Source organism: Chthonomonas calidirosea T49 (assembly GCF_000427095.1).
GTDB classification, from domain to species: domain Bacteria; phylum Armatimonadota; class Chthonomonadetes; order Chthonomonadales; family Chthonomonadaceae; genus Chthonomonas; species Chthonomonas calidirosea.
This window is the reverse complement of record NC_021487.1, coordinates 401,973-417,335: the sequence shown is the minus strand read 5'-3', so window position 1 is coordinate 417,335 and position 15,363 is coordinate 401,973. Positions and strand designations below refer to the sequence as shown.

Annotated in this window: 14 protein-coding genes; 11 read left to right on the top strand and 3 right to left on the bottom strand. The window is 50.4% G+C overall.

The features are described 5' to 3' along the window. Positions 1-147: 147 nt before the first annotated feature. The 3 genes from CCALI_RS01825 (at position 148) to CCALI_RS01815 (ending at position 3,887) form a co-directional block, all read left to right on the top strand. Positions 148-1,194 carry a sensor domain-containing diguanylate cyclase gene (locus tag CCALI_RS01825; protein ID WP_155850446.1) on the top strand — a complete coding sequence of 349 codons (1,047 nt, stop codon included), beginning with the start codon at positions 148-150 and terminating at the stop codon, positions 1,192-1,194. Between the two features lie 181 nt (positions 1,195-1,375). Beyond that, on the top strand, positions 1,376-2,848 hold the full coding sequence (gene lpdA, locus CCALI_RS01820) for a dihydrolipoyl dehydrogenase (RefSeq protein ID WP_016481765.1): 1,473 nt from the start codon (positions 1,376-1,378) through the stop codon (positions 2,846-2,848). 4 nt (positions 2,849-2,852) lie between these two features. Further along, on the top strand, positions 2,853-3,887 hold the full coding sequence (locus tag CCALI_RS01815; RefSeq protein ID WP_016481764.1) for a BMP family lipoprotein: 1,035 nt from the start codon (positions 2,853-2,855) through the stop codon (positions 3,885-3,887). Between the two features lie 81 nt (positions 3,888-3,968). Here the strand turns inward: CCALI_RS01815 and CCALI_RS01810 are convergent, their stop codons facing one another. Beyond that, positions 3,969-4,808 (bottom strand): HDOD domain-containing protein, encoded by an 840-nt coding sequence (locus CCALI_RS01810; protein WP_016481763.1) that lies wholly within the window; start codon positions 4,806-4,808, stop codon positions 3,969-3,971. A 271-nt stretch (positions 4,809-5,079) separates the two neighbouring features. Between CCALI_RS01810 and CCALI_RS01805 the strand changes: the two genes are divergently transcribed. The 3 genes from CCALI_RS01805 to CCALI_RS01795 are packed head-to-tail and all read left to right on the top strand — an operon-like array spanning position 5,080 to position 7,986. Then, positions 5,080-6,042, top strand: a complete 963-nt coding sequence (locus CCALI_RS01805; RefSeq protein WP_155850445.1) for a hypothetical protein — start codon at positions 5,080-5,082, stop codon at positions 6,040-6,042. Between the two features lie 9 nt (positions 6,043-6,051). Further along, the gene (locus tag CCALI_RS01800; RefSeq protein WP_016481761.1) at positions 6,052-6,900 is read left to right on the top strand and encodes a dihydroorotate dehydrogenase electron transfer subunit; all 849 of its coding nucleotides are present in this window, start codon (positions 6,052-6,054) and stop codon (positions 6,898-6,900) included. Positions 6,901-6,939: 39 nt separating this feature from the next. Further along, complete coding sequence (locus tag CCALI_RS01795) at positions 6,940-7,986, top strand: C39 family peptidase (protein WP_016481760.1); 1,047 nt, start codon at positions 6,940-6,942, stop codon at positions 7,984-7,986. A 9-nt stretch (positions 7,987-7,995) separates the two neighbouring features. Here the strand turns inward: CCALI_RS01795 and CCALI_RS01790 are convergent, their stop codons facing one another. Together CCALI_RS01790 and CCALI_RS01785 are read right to left on the bottom strand one after the other, a co-directional pair. Further along, positions 7,996-8,859 carry a sugar phosphate isomerase/epimerase family protein gene (locus CCALI_RS01790; RefSeq protein WP_016481759.1) on the bottom strand — a complete coding sequence of 288 codons (864 nt, stop codon included), beginning with the start codon at positions 8,857-8,859 and terminating at the stop codon, positions 7,996-7,998. Between the two features lie 5 nt (positions 8,860-8,864). Next, positions 8,865-9,878, bottom strand: coding sequence for an SMP-30/gluconolactonase/LRE family protein (locus CCALI_RS01785; protein ID WP_016481758.1), 1,014 nt, complete (start codon positions 9,876-9,878; stop codon positions 8,865-8,867). Positions 9,879-9,961: 83 nt separating this feature from the next. On the opposite strand from CCALI_RS01785, the gene mnmE reads away from it, so the two are divergent. The 5 genes from mnmE (at position 9,962) to CCALI_RS01760 (ending at position 15,190) form a co-directional block, all read left to right on the top strand. Beyond that, positions 9,962-11,356 carry a tRNA uridine-5-carboxymethylaminomethyl(34) synthesis GTPase MnmE gene (mnmE, locus tag CCALI_RS01780; RefSeq protein WP_016481757.1) on the top strand — a complete coding sequence of 465 codons (1,395 nt, stop codon included), beginning with the start codon at positions 9,962-9,964 and terminating at the stop codon, positions 11,354-11,356. Positions 11,357-11,432: 76 nt separating this feature from the next. Beyond that, a complete protein-coding gene (locus tag CCALI_RS01775) occupies positions 11,433-12,359 on the top strand; it encodes a hypothetical protein (protein WP_016481756.1) in 927 nt (308 codons plus the stop codon). Further along, positions 12,356-13,177 carry a Cof-type HAD-IIB family hydrolase gene (locus CCALI_RS01770; RefSeq protein WP_016481755.1) on the top strand — a complete coding sequence of 274 codons (822 nt, stop codon included), beginning with the start codon at positions 12,356-12,358 and terminating at the stop codon, positions 13,175-13,177. The genes CCALI_RS01775 and CCALI_RS01770 overlap by 4 nt, the downstream gene beginning before the upstream one ends. Then, on the top strand, positions 13,174-14,010 hold the full coding sequence (locus CCALI_RS01765; RefSeq protein ID WP_016481754.1) for a PPK2 family polyphosphate kinase: 837 nt from the start codon (positions 13,174-13,176) through the stop codon (positions 14,008-14,010). Before CCALI_RS01770 ends, CCALI_RS01765 begins: the two co-directional genes overlap by 4 nt. Then, positions 14,000-15,190, top strand: a complete 1,191-nt coding sequence (locus CCALI_RS01760) for a class I SAM-dependent methyltransferase (protein WP_016481753.1) — start codon at positions 14,000-14,002, stop codon at positions 15,188-15,190. The genes CCALI_RS01765 and CCALI_RS01760 overlap by 11 nt, the downstream gene beginning before the upstream one ends. Positions 15,191-15,363 lie beyond the last annotated feature (173 nt).

Here is a 15,363-nt window from a genome sequence, read left to right as displayed (position 1 = left end):
GGATGCCTCACTGAACTTATCGGGCTTTGAATCGGTCAATATCTGTAGAGTGACCTCTAATAGGAATAGCTTCGGTTAATAGGAATAGCTTCGGTGACCGCAGTCTACAAACAGAACCCTTTCGGGGATACAGAGCCAACTAAAATAATGAAGAAAAACGCCGGAAACACCGGTGAACCGGTGCTACAAATGATCACGTCCGCAGAGAAACCTAGTACGCCTACGCCACACTTCGCCAATATCGCCGATATCTATGAGCTAGTCGCTACCGCAATAGACGACGTTGTGAGCCTGCATACACTCAATGGCGCCTTTCTGTTCGTCAGTCCTTCGGTACAAAAAGTTTTGGGCTATACACCTGCCGAACTGATCTACAGTTCCATTACTGACTTAACACACCCGTCTGACACTAAACGTCTGCGCCCTCTGGCACTGATGCAGCAGAACCACCATAAAACGCGTACGATCCTGTGGCGATGTCGGCATAAGACCGGCCACTTCCTCTACCTCGAAACAAAGGCTACACTTCTTTTGGATGACGAGGGACGTCCAGTGGCTATCCTTTGTGCCTCTCGTGATGTCACCGAACGCGAAAATCTGCTGGCTAAACTTAATGCCAGCCGTAAAGAGCTAACTCGACAAAAGCGCGAACTCGAGCGCGCGAACGCGCGTCTTTCTACACTTGCCACTATAGATGGACTTACCGGATTGAAAAACCATCGCGCCTTTCAGGAACAGCTTGAAATCGAGTTCCGCCGCGCACGTCGCTACCAACTGCCGCTCTCCTTACTGATGCTCGATGTTGATCACTTCAAACTTTATAACGATACCTACGGCCACCTCGCCGGAGATGAAGTCCTGCAGCATGTTGCTCGCCTGTTAACTTTGGTAGCGCGACAGACCGATTTCGTCTGCCGATATGGGGGTGAGGAGTTCGCTGTCATTCTCCCTAACACTCCGGCCGATGGAGCCTTGGCGCTTGCGGAAAGATATCGAACGACCATTGCTTCGGAGAATTGGTCTTTGCGACCTATCACTATAAGCATTGGTGCGGCCTCCCTTACACCTGAAATTCAATGCCGTGCAGAGCTCATAGAAAAAGCGGATCGGGCGCTCTATCACTCCAAGCAGAACGGCCGCAATCGTGTTACCCACATTCGCGAAGTAGAACCGATCCTACAAGCCGCTAGCTGATGCCATAAACAGCAAACGTTTTCCCCTTCCCCCAACGTTGACCTTACTAGACCCGGTGTGCTATACTTCCTACATGAGGCTAACGTGTTCCTATAGTGACCCTCTTCGCTCTTATAACCGACTCTTCCACTTCCTTTGCACACCGCTTTCAGAAAAACAATCTTCGGAGAACAAATAGCTTATGACGTCGCAATCCTCCTTTGATGCCGACGTAGTCGTGATCGGCTCCGGCCCAGGTGGCTACGTTTGCGCCATTCGCGCCGCTCAACTCGGTGCCCGCACCGTTTGTATAGAAAAAGAAGACACCGAATGGGGTGGAACCTGTCTCAACTGGGGCTGCATCCCCACCAAAACCATGATCGCTAGCGTCGAGCGCCTACATCACGTTAAACAGGCCGACGTCATGGGTGTTCAGATTCAAGGGCCTATCACCTTCGATTTCAATGTGATGATGCAGCGCAAACAGAAGGTCGTTACCACGCTCCGTAAAGGTGTGCAATCTCTTCTCAAAAGCAATCACGTGCGAAGCATCATCGGAACCGGTCGTTTCAAGGATGCCCATACAATTGAAATTACCAAGCCCGACGGCTCTACGGAGGTCATTACTACCCAAAATACGATTATCGCTACCGGCTCAGAACCGATCTTCCCTCCTATTCCTGGCCTTGAACGGAATCCTAAAGACAAACGCGGGGAAAGCAGTAACGGCATCTGGACAAGCGATGAGGCGGTTTCCGCCAAAGAATGCCCAAAACGCATGGTCATTCTTGGTGCCGGTGCTGTTGGGCTTGAGTTTGCCTATACCTTCCGTGGTTTGGGAGCCGAGGTCACTGTGGTAGAAATTGCTCCAGAGATACTTCCTACCGGTGATAGGGAGATCGCGGCGGAACTTCGAAAAGCCTTGTCGCGACAAGGTATTGCTTTCTTCATCAATTCAAAAGTAACTCAGGTGCATCATCAGCGCTCCTCCAGAATGGTCACCATTGAGGATGCAAATGGCAAGCAAACCGAAATAGAAACCGATGTCGTTCTCGTTGGCACCGGGCGACGCCCCCGTATAGCCGATATCGGCCTTGAAGCCATCGGTGTTCAAACGGTAACCGACGGCCCTCTCTCACAGCGTGGCATCGTAGTAGATGAGTACTTACAGACCAATGTTCCTCATGTATACGCCATCGGTGATGTAACAGGCAAGCAGCTACTCGCTCATCTTGCATCGCATATGGGCATCGTTGCAGCCGAAAACGCAATGGGACATAAGGTTAAAATGGACTATCGCGCCGTGCCCGCCCCCATTTTTACCTCACCCGAAGTGGCCTCTGTCGGTCTCACTGAAGAAGAGGCACGTAACAAAGGATATGATGTGGTAACCGGTCGTTTTCCGTTTCGTCCCCTCGGCCGCGCAATGGCCATTAATGAACAAGAAGGCATGATCAAAGTGGTCTCGGAGAGAAGATATGGAGAGGTGCTTGGTGTACACATCGTTGGCCCGTATGCCACGGAGCTTATTCACGAGGCCGTAGTCGCCATCAAGCTAGAGTCTACAGTCGAGGAGCTGATGTCAACCATCCATGCCCACCCGACGCTTTCCGAAGCCATGGGCGAAGCTGCTCTAGATACACAGGGCATTGCCATTCATAAATTGAGGCCATAGTCCGATGCAACATCGTCATCTCCTTTTTACCGGTCTCCTCCTCCTTGGCACCCTTCTCGGTATAGGATGTGCAAATAGCCCAACTGCCCCCAAAATCGCGGCCTTGGTTCTTGATGTTGGTGGCCCTGATGATCGCTCCTTCAACCAGAGCGCTATTAACGGTCTTAAATGCGCTCAACAAAAGCTGCATCTCTCTCCAGATTCTCTGAAATGGGTCGAATCTCACAGCCCTTCTGACTACCAGACCAATCTTACCAACATGGCCCGGCAAGGCTATAAAGTGGTTTTTGCCGTGGGCTACGCCATGGAAGACGCCCTAAAACAGGTGGCTCCCCAGTTTCCTAACACGAAATTTGCCATCATAGATGACCCTGGCCCTCATCTTCCGAACTGTGCCGGCCTCGTTTTCAAAGAACAAGAAGGCTCATTCCTTGCCGGCTTTCTCGCTGCATCTGTCAGTAGAACGAAGAAAATCGGATTTGTAGGGGGACAACAGATCCCGCTCATCGAGAAGTTCGAGGCAGGCTACCGCGCAGGCGCAGAAACTGCAGACCCCTCGGTGAAAGTTACCGCAACCTATACAGGTGATTGGAACGATGTTCTCAAAGGACGTAGCCAAGCCGAGCAGCAGTTTGCTGCTGGTGACGATATTATCTATCACGCCGCAGGAAAAGCTGGACTAGGTGTTATTGAGGCTGCTAAAGCGCGAGGGCCAGGCTACTTCGCCATTGGAGTTGATCAAGACCAAGACTATCTTGCTCCTGGCCGTGTCCTTACTAGCATGGTCAAACATGTCGATCGAGCCGTGTGTGACACCATACAACGCGTGGTAGCAAACCGCTTCACACCCGGAGAGCATATTTATGGCCTGAAAGAGGGTGGTGTTGGCCTTAGCGAAATGCGATATACCAAACAGCTTATTCCACCAGGCGTGCTCAAAAAACTAGCGATCATACAACAGATGATTATCGAAGGCAAAATCGTTCCACCAACCTCCCTCGCACAGCTGAAAACCTTTCGTCCTCCTCATATCCCTTAGAGCTTTTTCTTCCACCAACATCTGACATGTATACTCATGTATACTGATGTGATGCTTAAATGTAAACCGATAGCTCTACCATTAAAAGCTCAGCTTCGCAACCTCCGTCGCTATGATTCTTGCTAGTGCGTCGAACTGTTCTACATCTAGATCTAGTTCGGCCACTACCGCTTCATCGTACCCTGAGTCGGGTTCGCCAAGAATGCAGGTTATCCCGGCACGGTGCGCTAAGGCGTTGCCTACATGCACAAGTAAGGCAAGCATATCAGGCTCATGAGCAGAGGACAGTGGGTTATGGTGATTCCCTATCGCTTCATGATATACAGTAGGTAATTGCCAACGGCTTGCAACCAACCGCCCACATTCTTGATGCGTAAACTGCATAATGGAATACTCTGCCTGAAATTGGGTTAGGATCTCCGATTGCACCGTCTCATGAACCAGATTCATCTGTAAAGGAAAAAACATATAGAGAGCCGGTTTCCCAATATCATGTAACAGCCCCGCGATGAAAGCTAGTTCCGGATCGGAATAGTGAATCATCGCAGCAAGCACTTTGCAGCTACAAGCAACTGCCAGTGAGTGCTGCCAAAACGATTGCGGATTGAAGAGTTTATGAAGGCGTTTGCCATTTAGGGAACTATGGAAGGCGGCTGTAATACATATGGAGCGTACTGTGTTAATTCCAAGCCGAGCGATAGCCTGCGACAGGTTGGTTAGGCTTCCATCACCCCCATAATACGCAGAATTCGCCGCACGGAGAATATTTGCCGCTAAAGCCGGATCACGTAGGATAATGCGTTCGTACTCGCGAATATTTTTATAGTGATCTGCCAATCCCATGATCTCAGTTGCTGCGCTCGACAGCAAGGGAAAGGATGGCGTTCGCGCAATCCGTATTTCGAGTTGGGAAAGCTCCATGGTTCAAACCTTATCTCGATTTCATACTCTATTTTCGGCATCCTTTCGTCATCAAATGAGACTATTTTTACTTAAACTTGGGTTCTGTTTTCTACTCACCCAACCTACGCACGCACAATCTGTCCCGCCCATTTCCTCAACCCATAGCCTCATGAACCGTTCCATCTGTAGTGCTTCGCTTCAAACAGACAAAACACTGACAGTAAAAGATTTTGGGAAATTAGTTTCTCTCGACAAACCTATATCTATTTTTAACCCCCATGATCGGCAGATGTACCATGTTGAACTTCTCGGCTATGTCGCCCCCTCTGAAGATAGTTCACTTCGCTTTCGCATCTATGCTCCCGAACGCTCTGATGCTGAACTTGCGGAAAAAGTAGGGCTTTTTTATTTACTTCTCTACCATGAAATCCACAAACACCTCCATCTCGATCATCCAGCTCAGCAACCGATTTCCGTTTGGCTCTCACCAACCAACTATACAAATGCCGATGTTGGAGGGGAACAGTTCCGAGACCAAATTTACATTTACAATATCTATGCCAAACGCTCTTCTATTGAATGGTGCCGTGAGCTTGCTCATGAATACGGCCACTATATTCTCCCTGGGGTAACCGGCTACACAGCCCCAGAGCCATGGGCGAATGGCGTCCTCGGTGAACGCCTCTTCCTTTACTGGCTTTCTCATGATGTAACAGACGGTACAATTCCTGCCTCGAGTCTTCCGTTCTGTACTCCTGCGGACCTCGAAGCGTATCTCAACCTTCAAATTTTTCCCCTTATCTCTCGCATTGCGCTCGCCCAACGCTTTTCCTCATCCTGGCTCTCTCGTCAGGACGCCGTCGGTATGGACAACTACACGGCTATCTGTCTCTACATTGATGACATCTACGGCAGCCATACTCTCCTTGAAGCGATGGCCTTTACCGAACCCTCCTCGAATAGTCCGTTAGTCACCGCGCCAGACTTCCTGAACGGCTTTTACAAAGCCATGCAGAATCTCTCATCTATCACCCTTTCAATACCCCTAATCCCCCATCCCTTACATCGCCTGCTCCTCTATCTTCCGTCAGGCCTCTGGCACATACCGAGTAATATAGCTTGGCAAGTCGTCAATGACAAGCTGGTCATCAAAAATCATACTCTCTTTGTTCCGCAATCGGGTTGGTACGCGATTCACTTTACGACATTGCCCTCTCTAATTACGCTGACTCGCACGCTCCCATCAAGGTAAACTAAACGCATGTACTCTACTCAAGAATCAGCGATAGTGCCCCCTCTCGCACGGCAAGAGATCATGGCCAAGATTGTGACGAAGCGACGTATCGCGCAGAACGTTTTTGAAATGGTATTCCACGCCCCTTCGATCGCTCATACGGCACAAGCTGGGCAATATGTCGAAATCCTCTACGGTCAAGACTACGCCCCGCTTCTTAGAAGACCTTTCAGCATCTACCGAGTCGACCGCGCTCAAGAGACCTTTAGCATTCTTTTTCTTGCCCGTGGCTCTTTTACCTCCGGACTTTCTCAAAAACGTAGGGGTAGCTTTATCTCCATCATCGGCCCGTTAGGTCGCCCGTTTCAGTGGGATACTGTTCAACCCAGACAACATATTCTTGTGGCCGGTGGTATCGGAGCCCCTCCTCTCTACTTTCTAGCCGAAACGCTGCATAACGCACGCGCCTATCGTGATGTTGGCGATATTGTTGTGCTAAATGGTGCCCGTACCCGTAGCCTTCTGATCGGAATTGTCGAATTTAGCCGTCTTAATGTTCACCTTTATACGATGACCGACGATGGAACCCACGGGGAAAAAGGGCTCGTTACCGACAGGTTGCGCTTCCTTCTCGAACAGCCCTGTCACCTACCGCGTACTCTCTACGCTTGCGGCCCCAACCCTATGCTGAAAACCGTTGCCACCATCGCAAACGAATTCAGGGTTCCCTGTCAGGTATCCGTCGAAACTTCGATGCCATGCGGCATCGGGTTCTGCAACGGCTGCGTTGTCGCACAAAACACACCCCAGGGGACTCACTATGTACGTGCATGCTGGGAAGGCCCTGTCTTCGACGCAAACACACTGGTGTGGTAGTCTATCTACTCTTAAGATGCTGGAGAATAATGTAAAAACATGAGCCCTGAATATCGTGGCACCGTCTTCGTTGAGGTAGAGAGACAGCAACTTACTCTTTCAGGACCGAACAGTTGGGTCTCACCGCAGATACAACTTCCCATTCTTGCTGATCAGCTTATCCTCTCTTGGAATGCTATTATATCGCAGCAAACAGGTATAACCCTAGAAATACGAGCCTTCTGCCACGACCGTTGGACATCCTATTACACTGCAGCTCATTGGTCACCCAGCCCGCAATACTTTCCTCGCCAGAGCGTTGCCGGTCAACAAGACAACGATGGAATGATGGATACGGACATTCTTAGACTGCATAAACCGGCATCAAAAGCTCAACTTCGCCTTACCTACCGGGGAGTAATCCCCCCTCAATGGACATTCCTCGCGCTTTGTGCCACTGATACGCAGGCTTCCTTTGATGAGCTTCCACCTTGTGCAAAAGCCTGGGGCCGTGAACTGGTCGTACCCGAAAAAACACAGCTTGGTTGGGAAGGCGGCACGGGATGGTGCAGTCCAACGAGTACAGCAATGGTGTTAGCCTATTGGGCCAAAAAGCTGCACCGCTCCGATCTCACCTACGATGTGCCGGAAGTAGCCGCAGCTGTCTACGACCCAACATGGAACGGCACCGGCAACTGGTCGTTTAATACCGCCTTCGCCGGGGCGCATGCTGGTATCCGTGCTTATGTAACTCGCTTTAGTGATATCTATGAACTTGAACATGATATCTATGAACTTGAACAATGGATTCTGGCAGGCGTTCCTCCAATTGTTTCCGTCTCCTATGATCTGCTTAAAGGCAAAGCAGAAGCCCACGATGCCGGCCATCTTATGGTATGCATCGGCTTTACGAAAACAGGAGACCCAGTCTTTAACGACCCCTACTATCGCCCAGAGCATGGCGAAACGTGCCGGCGGGTTTTTCCACGCATCAACTTTCTACGAGCTTGGAACCACTCCCACAAAACGGTCTATCTGATCTATCCTTCTGACCATTCTATCCCCCAGACCACTTATCATCATTGGGCATGCTCCGCCAAATGCTAGCCCAAGCACCTATTCCTCACCGAACGCCCGATGCATCACGCTGCGTGTAGCAGCGCCAACCGTACGTAATCGCTCCTCATCCGAAGCAAGGTACGCCAACTCGGCTTTGAAAGGCTCTGGGGTTACCGGTCCGTCATATCCAATATGCCGCAGTGCACGCAGAAAGTTGGCAATGTCAATAACCCCTGTCTCTCCAGGCAGCGCACGTCGGTTATCAATTTGTTTCTCACGAGGTATTCCATCGGGGGCATCGTTAATGTGAACATAGACGACATCTTTTTTGCGCAGCTTAAGTATCCCCTCAACAGTTCCACCAGAGGTATACCAATGCCAACTATCTAATAGCAGCCCCACATTCGGCCCAATGGCTTCGGCCAACTCAAGCATCTTCTCCATGGTGTAAATGAAGGGATAAAGGTAATTTCTCCGTGAAGTTGCCGGACCAATAAACTCTAACCCTAAAGAACATCCTACATCGGCCAAGATCTGGGCAATGGGTTTGAAGCGCTCCACATGAAATCGCCAGTTCTCTACAAATGTTAGCTCGTTCGATGCAGGAGGCACCCATGTCGCAGTACGATAGCAGCCAATCGCAGCAGCAGCTCGTGCTAAGCGCGGTAGCTGCGCTAAACCTTCACGCCATTTCGCCTCCTCACCTCGCCAGTCTACCGGCAACCCAAACGCGCCGGGGCGGATAGCTGCGTGGGCAAATAGGCTATTTACGTAATCCACCCCCTGCTTTTCCTCAAGATCGGCCACCTCGAAGGGGTTAAATTCAACCCCCTCAAAGCCACCGATCCGAGCGGCTTCAATGGCTTCTTTTAAATTGGTAACCCGAACTCCGATAGCCCCCGGTGACAAACAGGTAAACATCTCTCTCAACCTCCCTTTGCTCTATGTGGTGGCGCACAAAAAAGCGTTAACCCAGGCACTTTCACACGGATTTTGTAAAGGGAATTGGTGCCCGGATCGGTTATATAAAGCGTCCGCATATCGCTGCCCGCAAACTCTAGATTCGTCGGTCCCGCAGCCTCCTCTCCCTGATTTATCGGCAACTGAACTCGACGAACAATCTGTCCATTCCCATCAACCTCTAATACCCGATGCTGCCCATAGTGAGCGATCCATAGGTGCCCCTGCCTATCTATAGCTAACCCATCGGGATGTCCAGGCCCATCTGCGTCGAGTACAATGAACACTTCCGGTAAACTGAGATGGCCATCCTTGAGAACCCGAAAACGAATAATTCGGTTTAAGTTATCCTCACAAACATAAAGCCATTTGCCATCGCCACTAAACGCCAAACCGTTAGGGAAAGCCAACCCATCTGCTACTTTTATCGCCTTTCGGGCAACAATATCCACTCTATAGATAGCCCCGATGCGATGCGCAGCGTCAGAACCGGTAGGGTCTGTAAAGTAAAGATAGCCCTTTGAATCAAAAGCTAGATCGTTCGGCCCTCGAAAAGGCTGTCCATCACACCGATCTACGACGAGTACCTGGTGTCCGTCAGGATAGATGCGTATAATTGCATTTCTTTCAAAATCACACACAAAAAGAGAGCCGTCTCTATAAAACGTCATACCGTTCGTCTTGAGAAATGTGAAAGGCTTATCACCCGTGCGGTTTGCCCTATAGGCGATCTCAACTCGCCCATCTGGGCCTACTTTGGTGATATAATCCGCCGCACAGTTTGAACAGTAGATATTTCCTTGTCCATCGTAAGCGGGTCCCTCGGGAAACTTGAACCCCGATGCCACCAACACTAATTCTGGATCAGCAGCAGCGGTCTCCTGAACATCCAATTTCTTGAAAGAAGGAGTGAAAAACACACTGAGGCACGTTATCAGCCAGAATCTACGAACCCCTCTCTTACCTCGCGCAATGAGCATGATGCACTTCCTTCCTCAAAAACGTATTTATATTTCAGCACGAGCCGTAAATATTCCTGCAAACCACAAGTTACAAGCTCTCAATGAACCGAGAAGACACTATCGTAGCTGTTGCCACAGCGATCGGCGAATCGGCCATCGCCGTTGTTCGCCTGTCTGGACCTACAGCCCTACCTATTGCGCAGAAAGTTTTTCGCGGAAAGAGGAAGGAGGATATTACTCTACTTCCGGGCTATACAGTTCGCTTTGGACGCTTCGTTGATCCGCAAGATGAGACCATAGACCAGGGACTGTTGACTCTCTTCCGTGCTCCCCACTCCTATACGGGCGAGGATATGGTGGAACTGTCTTGCCATGGTGGACGTGCCATTGTTAGTCGCATCCTAGAAACTCTAACTCAGCATGGTGCACGCTTGGCAGAACCAGGAGAATTTACCCAGCGAGCCTTCCTTAATGGCAAATTAGATTTAGCCCAAGCAGAGGCCGTTGCCGATCTCGTGAAGGCGAAAACGGAACGTGCGCGTCGTGTAGCCCTAAATCAACTCGAAGGCAGGCTGTCTGAAGTCATTCATGGTTTGCGTTCCGACATCATCGGTGCTTTAGCGGCCGTTGAGGTAACCATTGACTACAGTGATGAGGTAGGAGAGCTCAACTATCATGAACTTGAGAGTCGTTTAGCCCCTATCTGCCAACAAGCTATCTGCCTTGCCAACACCGCACGCTTCGGGCGTATTCTGCGGGAAGGCATGCGCGTAGCCCTCATCGGCCCTCCGAATGCAGGAAAATCTTCTCTCTTAAACCAACTGCTCCAAACGGAACGCGCCATTGTAACTCCCATTCCTGGCACAACGCGAGACCTCATAGAGGAATCGCTATCCATTAACGGCATCCCTATTGTGCTTACCGACACAGCCGGCCTTCGAGTTACAGCCGACCCTGTAGAACGCATTGGAGTAGACCTTACCTTAAAAACCGCAGAACATGCTGATCTGCTGCTTTTTATCGTGGATGCTTCCGATCTCTCTTCCCTCGATACCCTCTCGCCGCTGCCCGTCATGGAGCATACAGGCCGGCCGACTCTCTTTATCCTCAACAAAAAAGACCTTATTACCAACCAAGCCCTCGAACAAGCTGCCAGCCAGGTGCGCCAACGGTTTCCCCATTGCACCGATATTATCTCAATCTCCGCACTCACAGGGGAGAACATTGGGCTGCTTCGAGATAAACTGCTACAGTTAACAACCGCGAGTGCCGACATAGAAGGTGTCTTGATCACGTCAGCTCGCCATTCTCAAGCGATTCAAGAGGCTGTTCATCACTTACAAGAAGCCCTTGCTACCACACGACAACGACTTCCAGGCGATTTCATTGCCCTAGACCTGCGTGAGGCTCTTCACGCTCTTGGCAAAATCACTGGAGAAACAGTAGATGATGAGATCATCCATCGTATTTTCCAAGACTTCTGTGTCGGCAAATAGATTGACTCTCTATTGGCTTTCTTGACCACCATGCGGTACAGTGTTATCACCCCATATCAAAGGGATGTTGGGTTCTATGATGCCAATAACACCACGTAAGCTTAAAACCGCAATTCGCCTACTCGGAAGTGAGAACTGGCATGCTCATACCTGGGCTACCGACGTGCTACAACATGCCGACCATCTAGCCTACCCCTTGCTGATAACAGCTGCATCCGCAACAACACCTAGCCCTCGTGCTATCTATGCAGCACTTCTTCTCCATCAACTTGGGTATCCGGAAGGCGGCCAACAGCTTGTACGTCTTATTGATCGTCCCTCTAGTCGTGAAGGCAGTTGCGCCCCCCTGCTTCGTCATGCCGTCTTGAAAACAGTTAGTCCTGTGCCTTTCCTTCAAAAACTGGCCTCAGCTCTCGCACAGCTAGAACAGCGCCCCGATCTTCCTCGACCGCTTGCTCACTTTCATCACAATGCACAAATCCTTCTATTCCTGCGCTCGGAGCTGCCACTTCCTCTCCTAAACCGTGCGCTCTTGGTGCGTGCTATCGGAGGCGAAAATCTATCTGTCGTCCGCTTAATTTTAGAGGAAGTATGTGAACCGAATCTGGAACACATCAGCCTTGTTCGAAGAGATTCTGCAACGCTCCTCATTGGCTCAACCACGAAAGAACAGGCTATGCAAGTCTTTATCAACTGCCTTCTTCACCCAAATCCCGCAGTGCAGCTTACCGCTATGTTTGGGCTAAAGCTCTTAAGACTGGCTCACGCGATCAACGCGCTCTACCCCATTGCGCGGGATCCCTCTAGTCCCGTCCGCGAAGATGCGCAGAACCTCATTCGCTTTCTTAACTCACAAGAGTCCGATCCGTTCGTGCTGCTTCGCCCTATAGATGAAGAACAATTTGCTCAAGCCTCCCTACTACGAGCCTCAAAGGCTCATCAGGCCGACCTGCTACGACCACTTTTTCCATTACCTAATCCATCCGAAAGGAGTACCCTTTGAACACAACCTACCGGCTCTGCGCTATAGACCTCGATGATACTCTTCTGAATTCACACCACGTCTTGTCCGATGCAAATCGAAAGGTGGTACAGAAAGTCGCACAAATGGGGGTTATCGTCATAATCGCTTCTGGACGAATGCACGAAACCACCTTGCCAACTGTTCAGGCTCTAGGACTACAAACGCCGGTTATTAGCTACAATGGAGCCATGATTCGAAATCCTATTACCGGTGAGACCTGGCTTAATGAAACCGTCCCCCCCGAACTCGCCGACGAAATACGGGCATTTGCAAGGGAAAACCGTTTTCAACTAAACTACTATCTTGACGACCATATCTATTCGGCCGAACATACCCCTTGGATGGAGCTGTACCAACAACGAACAGGTGCCCACTTCGAGATTCTTCCGGACTTCTACGAGAGACTCAAAGGAACCGCTCCCACTAAACTGATCATCGTGACCCACCCCGCCACCGTTCAAGAGCTGCTACCTATTATGCAGCAACGTTACCAAGGGCGCCTCACCGTTATGCGCAGCAACGTCGAATATCTCGAGTTTTTACCACTCAATGCAAGCAAAGGAAAAGCTCTCGCCATCGTAGCCGAGCGCTTCCAGATCCCCGCCGAAGAGACGATCGCTATCGGGGACAGCTGGAACGACATCTCTATGTTACAGTGGGCTGGACTTGGAGTCGCCGTTGACAACGCGAAACCAGAAGTGAAAGCGGTAGCAAAACGCACCGTACCCTCCTGCGATGAAGACGGTGTGGCCGTCGCTCTCAATGAGATCTTTCAGATAAAGGAGAACAACACATGACCTACCTAAAACCGCTTGACGGAACAAAAAAGATTCAACTGCATGACATAGACCCTTCCTACCATGCTGGACTGGATAAAGAGGAGGGGGAAAAACGCTCGGCCGAACTGCTTGCAGAACTCGCTGAACTCCAAGAACTGCTCTATGCCGCCAGCACGCACGCAGTGCTCATCGTATTACAAGGGATAGACACCGCAGGAAAAGATGGAACCATCCGTCACGTCTTCTCAAGCGTTAGCCCCCAAAGCTGTCGTGTTGCCTCCTTCAAAGTACCGACGCCTGAAGAGGCAGCCCACGATTTTCTATGGCGAATTCATAAACAGACGCCAGCAAAAGGTTCAATGGTTATTTTTAATCGTTCCCACTACGAAGACGTGCTTGTCGTTCGAGTCCATAAGCTTGTGCCGGAAACCGTATGGCGTGCACGCTATGAGCAGATAAACGCCTTCGAACAACTTCTTGCTACAAATGGCACGCTTATTCTCAAATTCCTTCTCCACATCAGCAAAGAAGAACAAGAACAACGTCTGCGCGAGCGAGAAAAAGATCCCACAAAGGCATGGAAGCTCTCCGTAGCCGATTGGAAGGAGAGGGAACTTTGGGACGATTACCAAAAAGCGTTTGAAGATGCCCTAAACCACTGCGCAACCCCCTTCGCCCCTTGGTACGTCGTGCCTTCTAATCATAAGTGGTTTCGCAATCTAGCGATTGCCGAAATATTGGTGGAAACGTTGCGCCCTCTACGCCAGGAATGGTTAAAACAGCTAGAAGCACGAGGGAAAGAGGAACTTGCTCAAATTAAGGCCCTCCGAAAGGATAAAGATGCCTCCTAACACACGTACCTTATCCCTCTCAGAGTTCAGAACCTACCTCACAAATCTGCTTGAAGACGATGCCCTCTTTGTTGCAGCTACGCTCAGAGGGAAAGACGGTACCAACGTCACCGACCCAAACGGCTCCGTCCTCATCCACCCGGTGCGGATTAAAGCTCAAAAGTACTTCCAATTCGCCTATCATAACTTTCAAAAAGTAACCCATCGTAATCTGCCCCTATTTGACGCAGTTGAGCACCTCATTGAACTGCTTCATGCCTCAAATGGTCGGCTGAATATTCGTACCACGCAAAGTGACGAGCAGGTTGTACTCCTTCCGAATGGCACCCTAAAGCTCACTACGCGCCCAACAAAGCGTCGCCCGGCCCCGTTAACGCATGACCGCGTCAAAAACTATATCCTACAAGAGGGCCAATATCTGCCGTTTCTCCATGCACTTGGCATCATGACCCAGACCGGGCAGGTGGTACCCTCTCGCTACGACAAATTCCGTCAAATCAATCGCTTTCTCGAAATCGTCCACGATATCGTCAAACACCTCCCTAAACAAGGGCCGCTCCATATCGTGGATTTTGGGGCAGGAAAGGCCTATCTTTCTTTTGCCCTCTATCACTATTTTCATTCGGTCTTAGGGCGTGAAGTGCGTTTATACGGTGTTGAACAAAAGTCTGACTTGGTTGCTTTCTGCCAACAACTCGCCGAAAAGCTGCAGTGGACAGGACTATCGTTCGTTTGTAGTTCCATAGAAGCGTTTAAGCTGGACTCTCCCATAGACCTTGCCGTTAGCCTTCATGCCTGTGATACCGCCACAGACGACGCCATCGCTAAAGCGGTGCAGTGGAATGCAAAGGTCATTCTCGCCGCTCCCTGTTGTCAAAAGGAACTCTACCAACAGCTTAACGCCGAAGCGCTGCAGGCCATGCTGCGTTATGGTGTGATTCGGGAACGCCTCACTAGTCTGGTAACCGACGTTTTGCGCGCAGCACGCCTAGAAGCTGCAGGGTATGCCGTGCAGCTTCTAGAGTTCATCGAAACCGAACATACACCCAAAAATCTTCTCATCCGCGCTGTTCGCTCGCCTCATGTTCACCGTCAGGCGGCCCTACAAAACTATCAACAGCTGCGCGATTTCTGGCATGTGCTCCCACGCATCGAAAAGAATCTTCCTCTATCTTCATGAGCCCTTATTCTAGAGAGAATGGCACCTTAGATCGCCGAATCACGTATAGGGTATACTAGAAAGTTGATTATACCGTGTTATGCCCGTCAACTACATCTCGTTTTCCATTAACCACGTGGCATCGTACCGTGAGGTCGAACGCGGAAACAACGCGGTGTGCCCCACCCCATCAA

Excerpts from the sequence above, each read along its gene's own strand:
- lpdA (WP_016481765.1), top strand. The coding sequence starts at position 1,376 with ATGACGTCGCAATCCTCCTTTGATGCCGACGTAGTCGTGATCGGCTCC.
- CCALI_RS01760 (WP_016481753.1), top strand. The coding sequence starts at position 14,000 with ATGCCTCCTAACACACGTACCTTATCCCTCTCAGAGTTCAGAACCTAC.
- CCALI_RS01790 (WP_016481759.1), bottom strand. The coding sequence starts at position 8,859 with ATGTTTACCTGTTTGTCACCGGGGGCTATCGGAGTTCGGGTTACCAAT.
- CCALI_RS01815 (WP_016481764.1), top strand. The coding sequence starts at position 2,853 with ATGCAACATCGTCATCTCCTTTTTACCGGTCTCCTCCTCCTTGGCACC.
- CCALI_RS01795 (WP_016481760.1), top strand. The coding sequence starts at position 6,940 with ATGAGCCCTGAATATCGTGGCACCGTCTTCGTTGAGGTAGAGAGACAG.
- CCALI_RS01805 (WP_155850445.1), top strand. The coding sequence starts at position 5,080 with ATGTACCATGTTGAACTTCTCGGCTATGTCGCCCCCTCTGAAGATAGT.
- CCALI_RS01775 (WP_016481756.1), top strand. The coding sequence starts at position 11,433 with ATGATGCCAATAACACCACGTAAGCTTAAAACCGCAATTCGCCTACTC.
- CCALI_RS01800 (WP_016481761.1), top strand. The coding sequence starts at position 6,052 with ATGTACTCTACTCAAGAATCAGCGATAGTGCCCCCTCTCGCACGGCAA.
- CCALI_RS01825 (WP_155850446.1), top strand. The coding sequence starts at position 148 with ATGAAGAAAAACGCCGGAAACACCGGTGAACCGGTGCTACAAATGATC.
- mnmE (WP_016481757.1), top strand. The coding sequence starts at position 9,962 with ATGAACCGAGAAGACACTATCGTAGCTGTTGCCACAGCGATCGGCGAA.
- CCALI_RS01765 (WP_016481754.1), top strand. The coding sequence starts at position 13,174 with ATGACCTACCTAAAACCGCTTGACGGAACAAAAAAGATTCAACTGCAT.
- CCALI_RS01810 (WP_016481763.1), bottom strand. The coding sequence starts at position 4,808 with ATGGAGCTTTCCCAACTCGAAATACGGATTGCGCGAACGCCATCCTTT.
- CCALI_RS01785 (WP_016481758.1), bottom strand. The coding sequence starts at position 9,878 with ATGCTCATTGCGCGAGGTAAGAGAGGGGTTCGTAGATTCTGGCTGATA.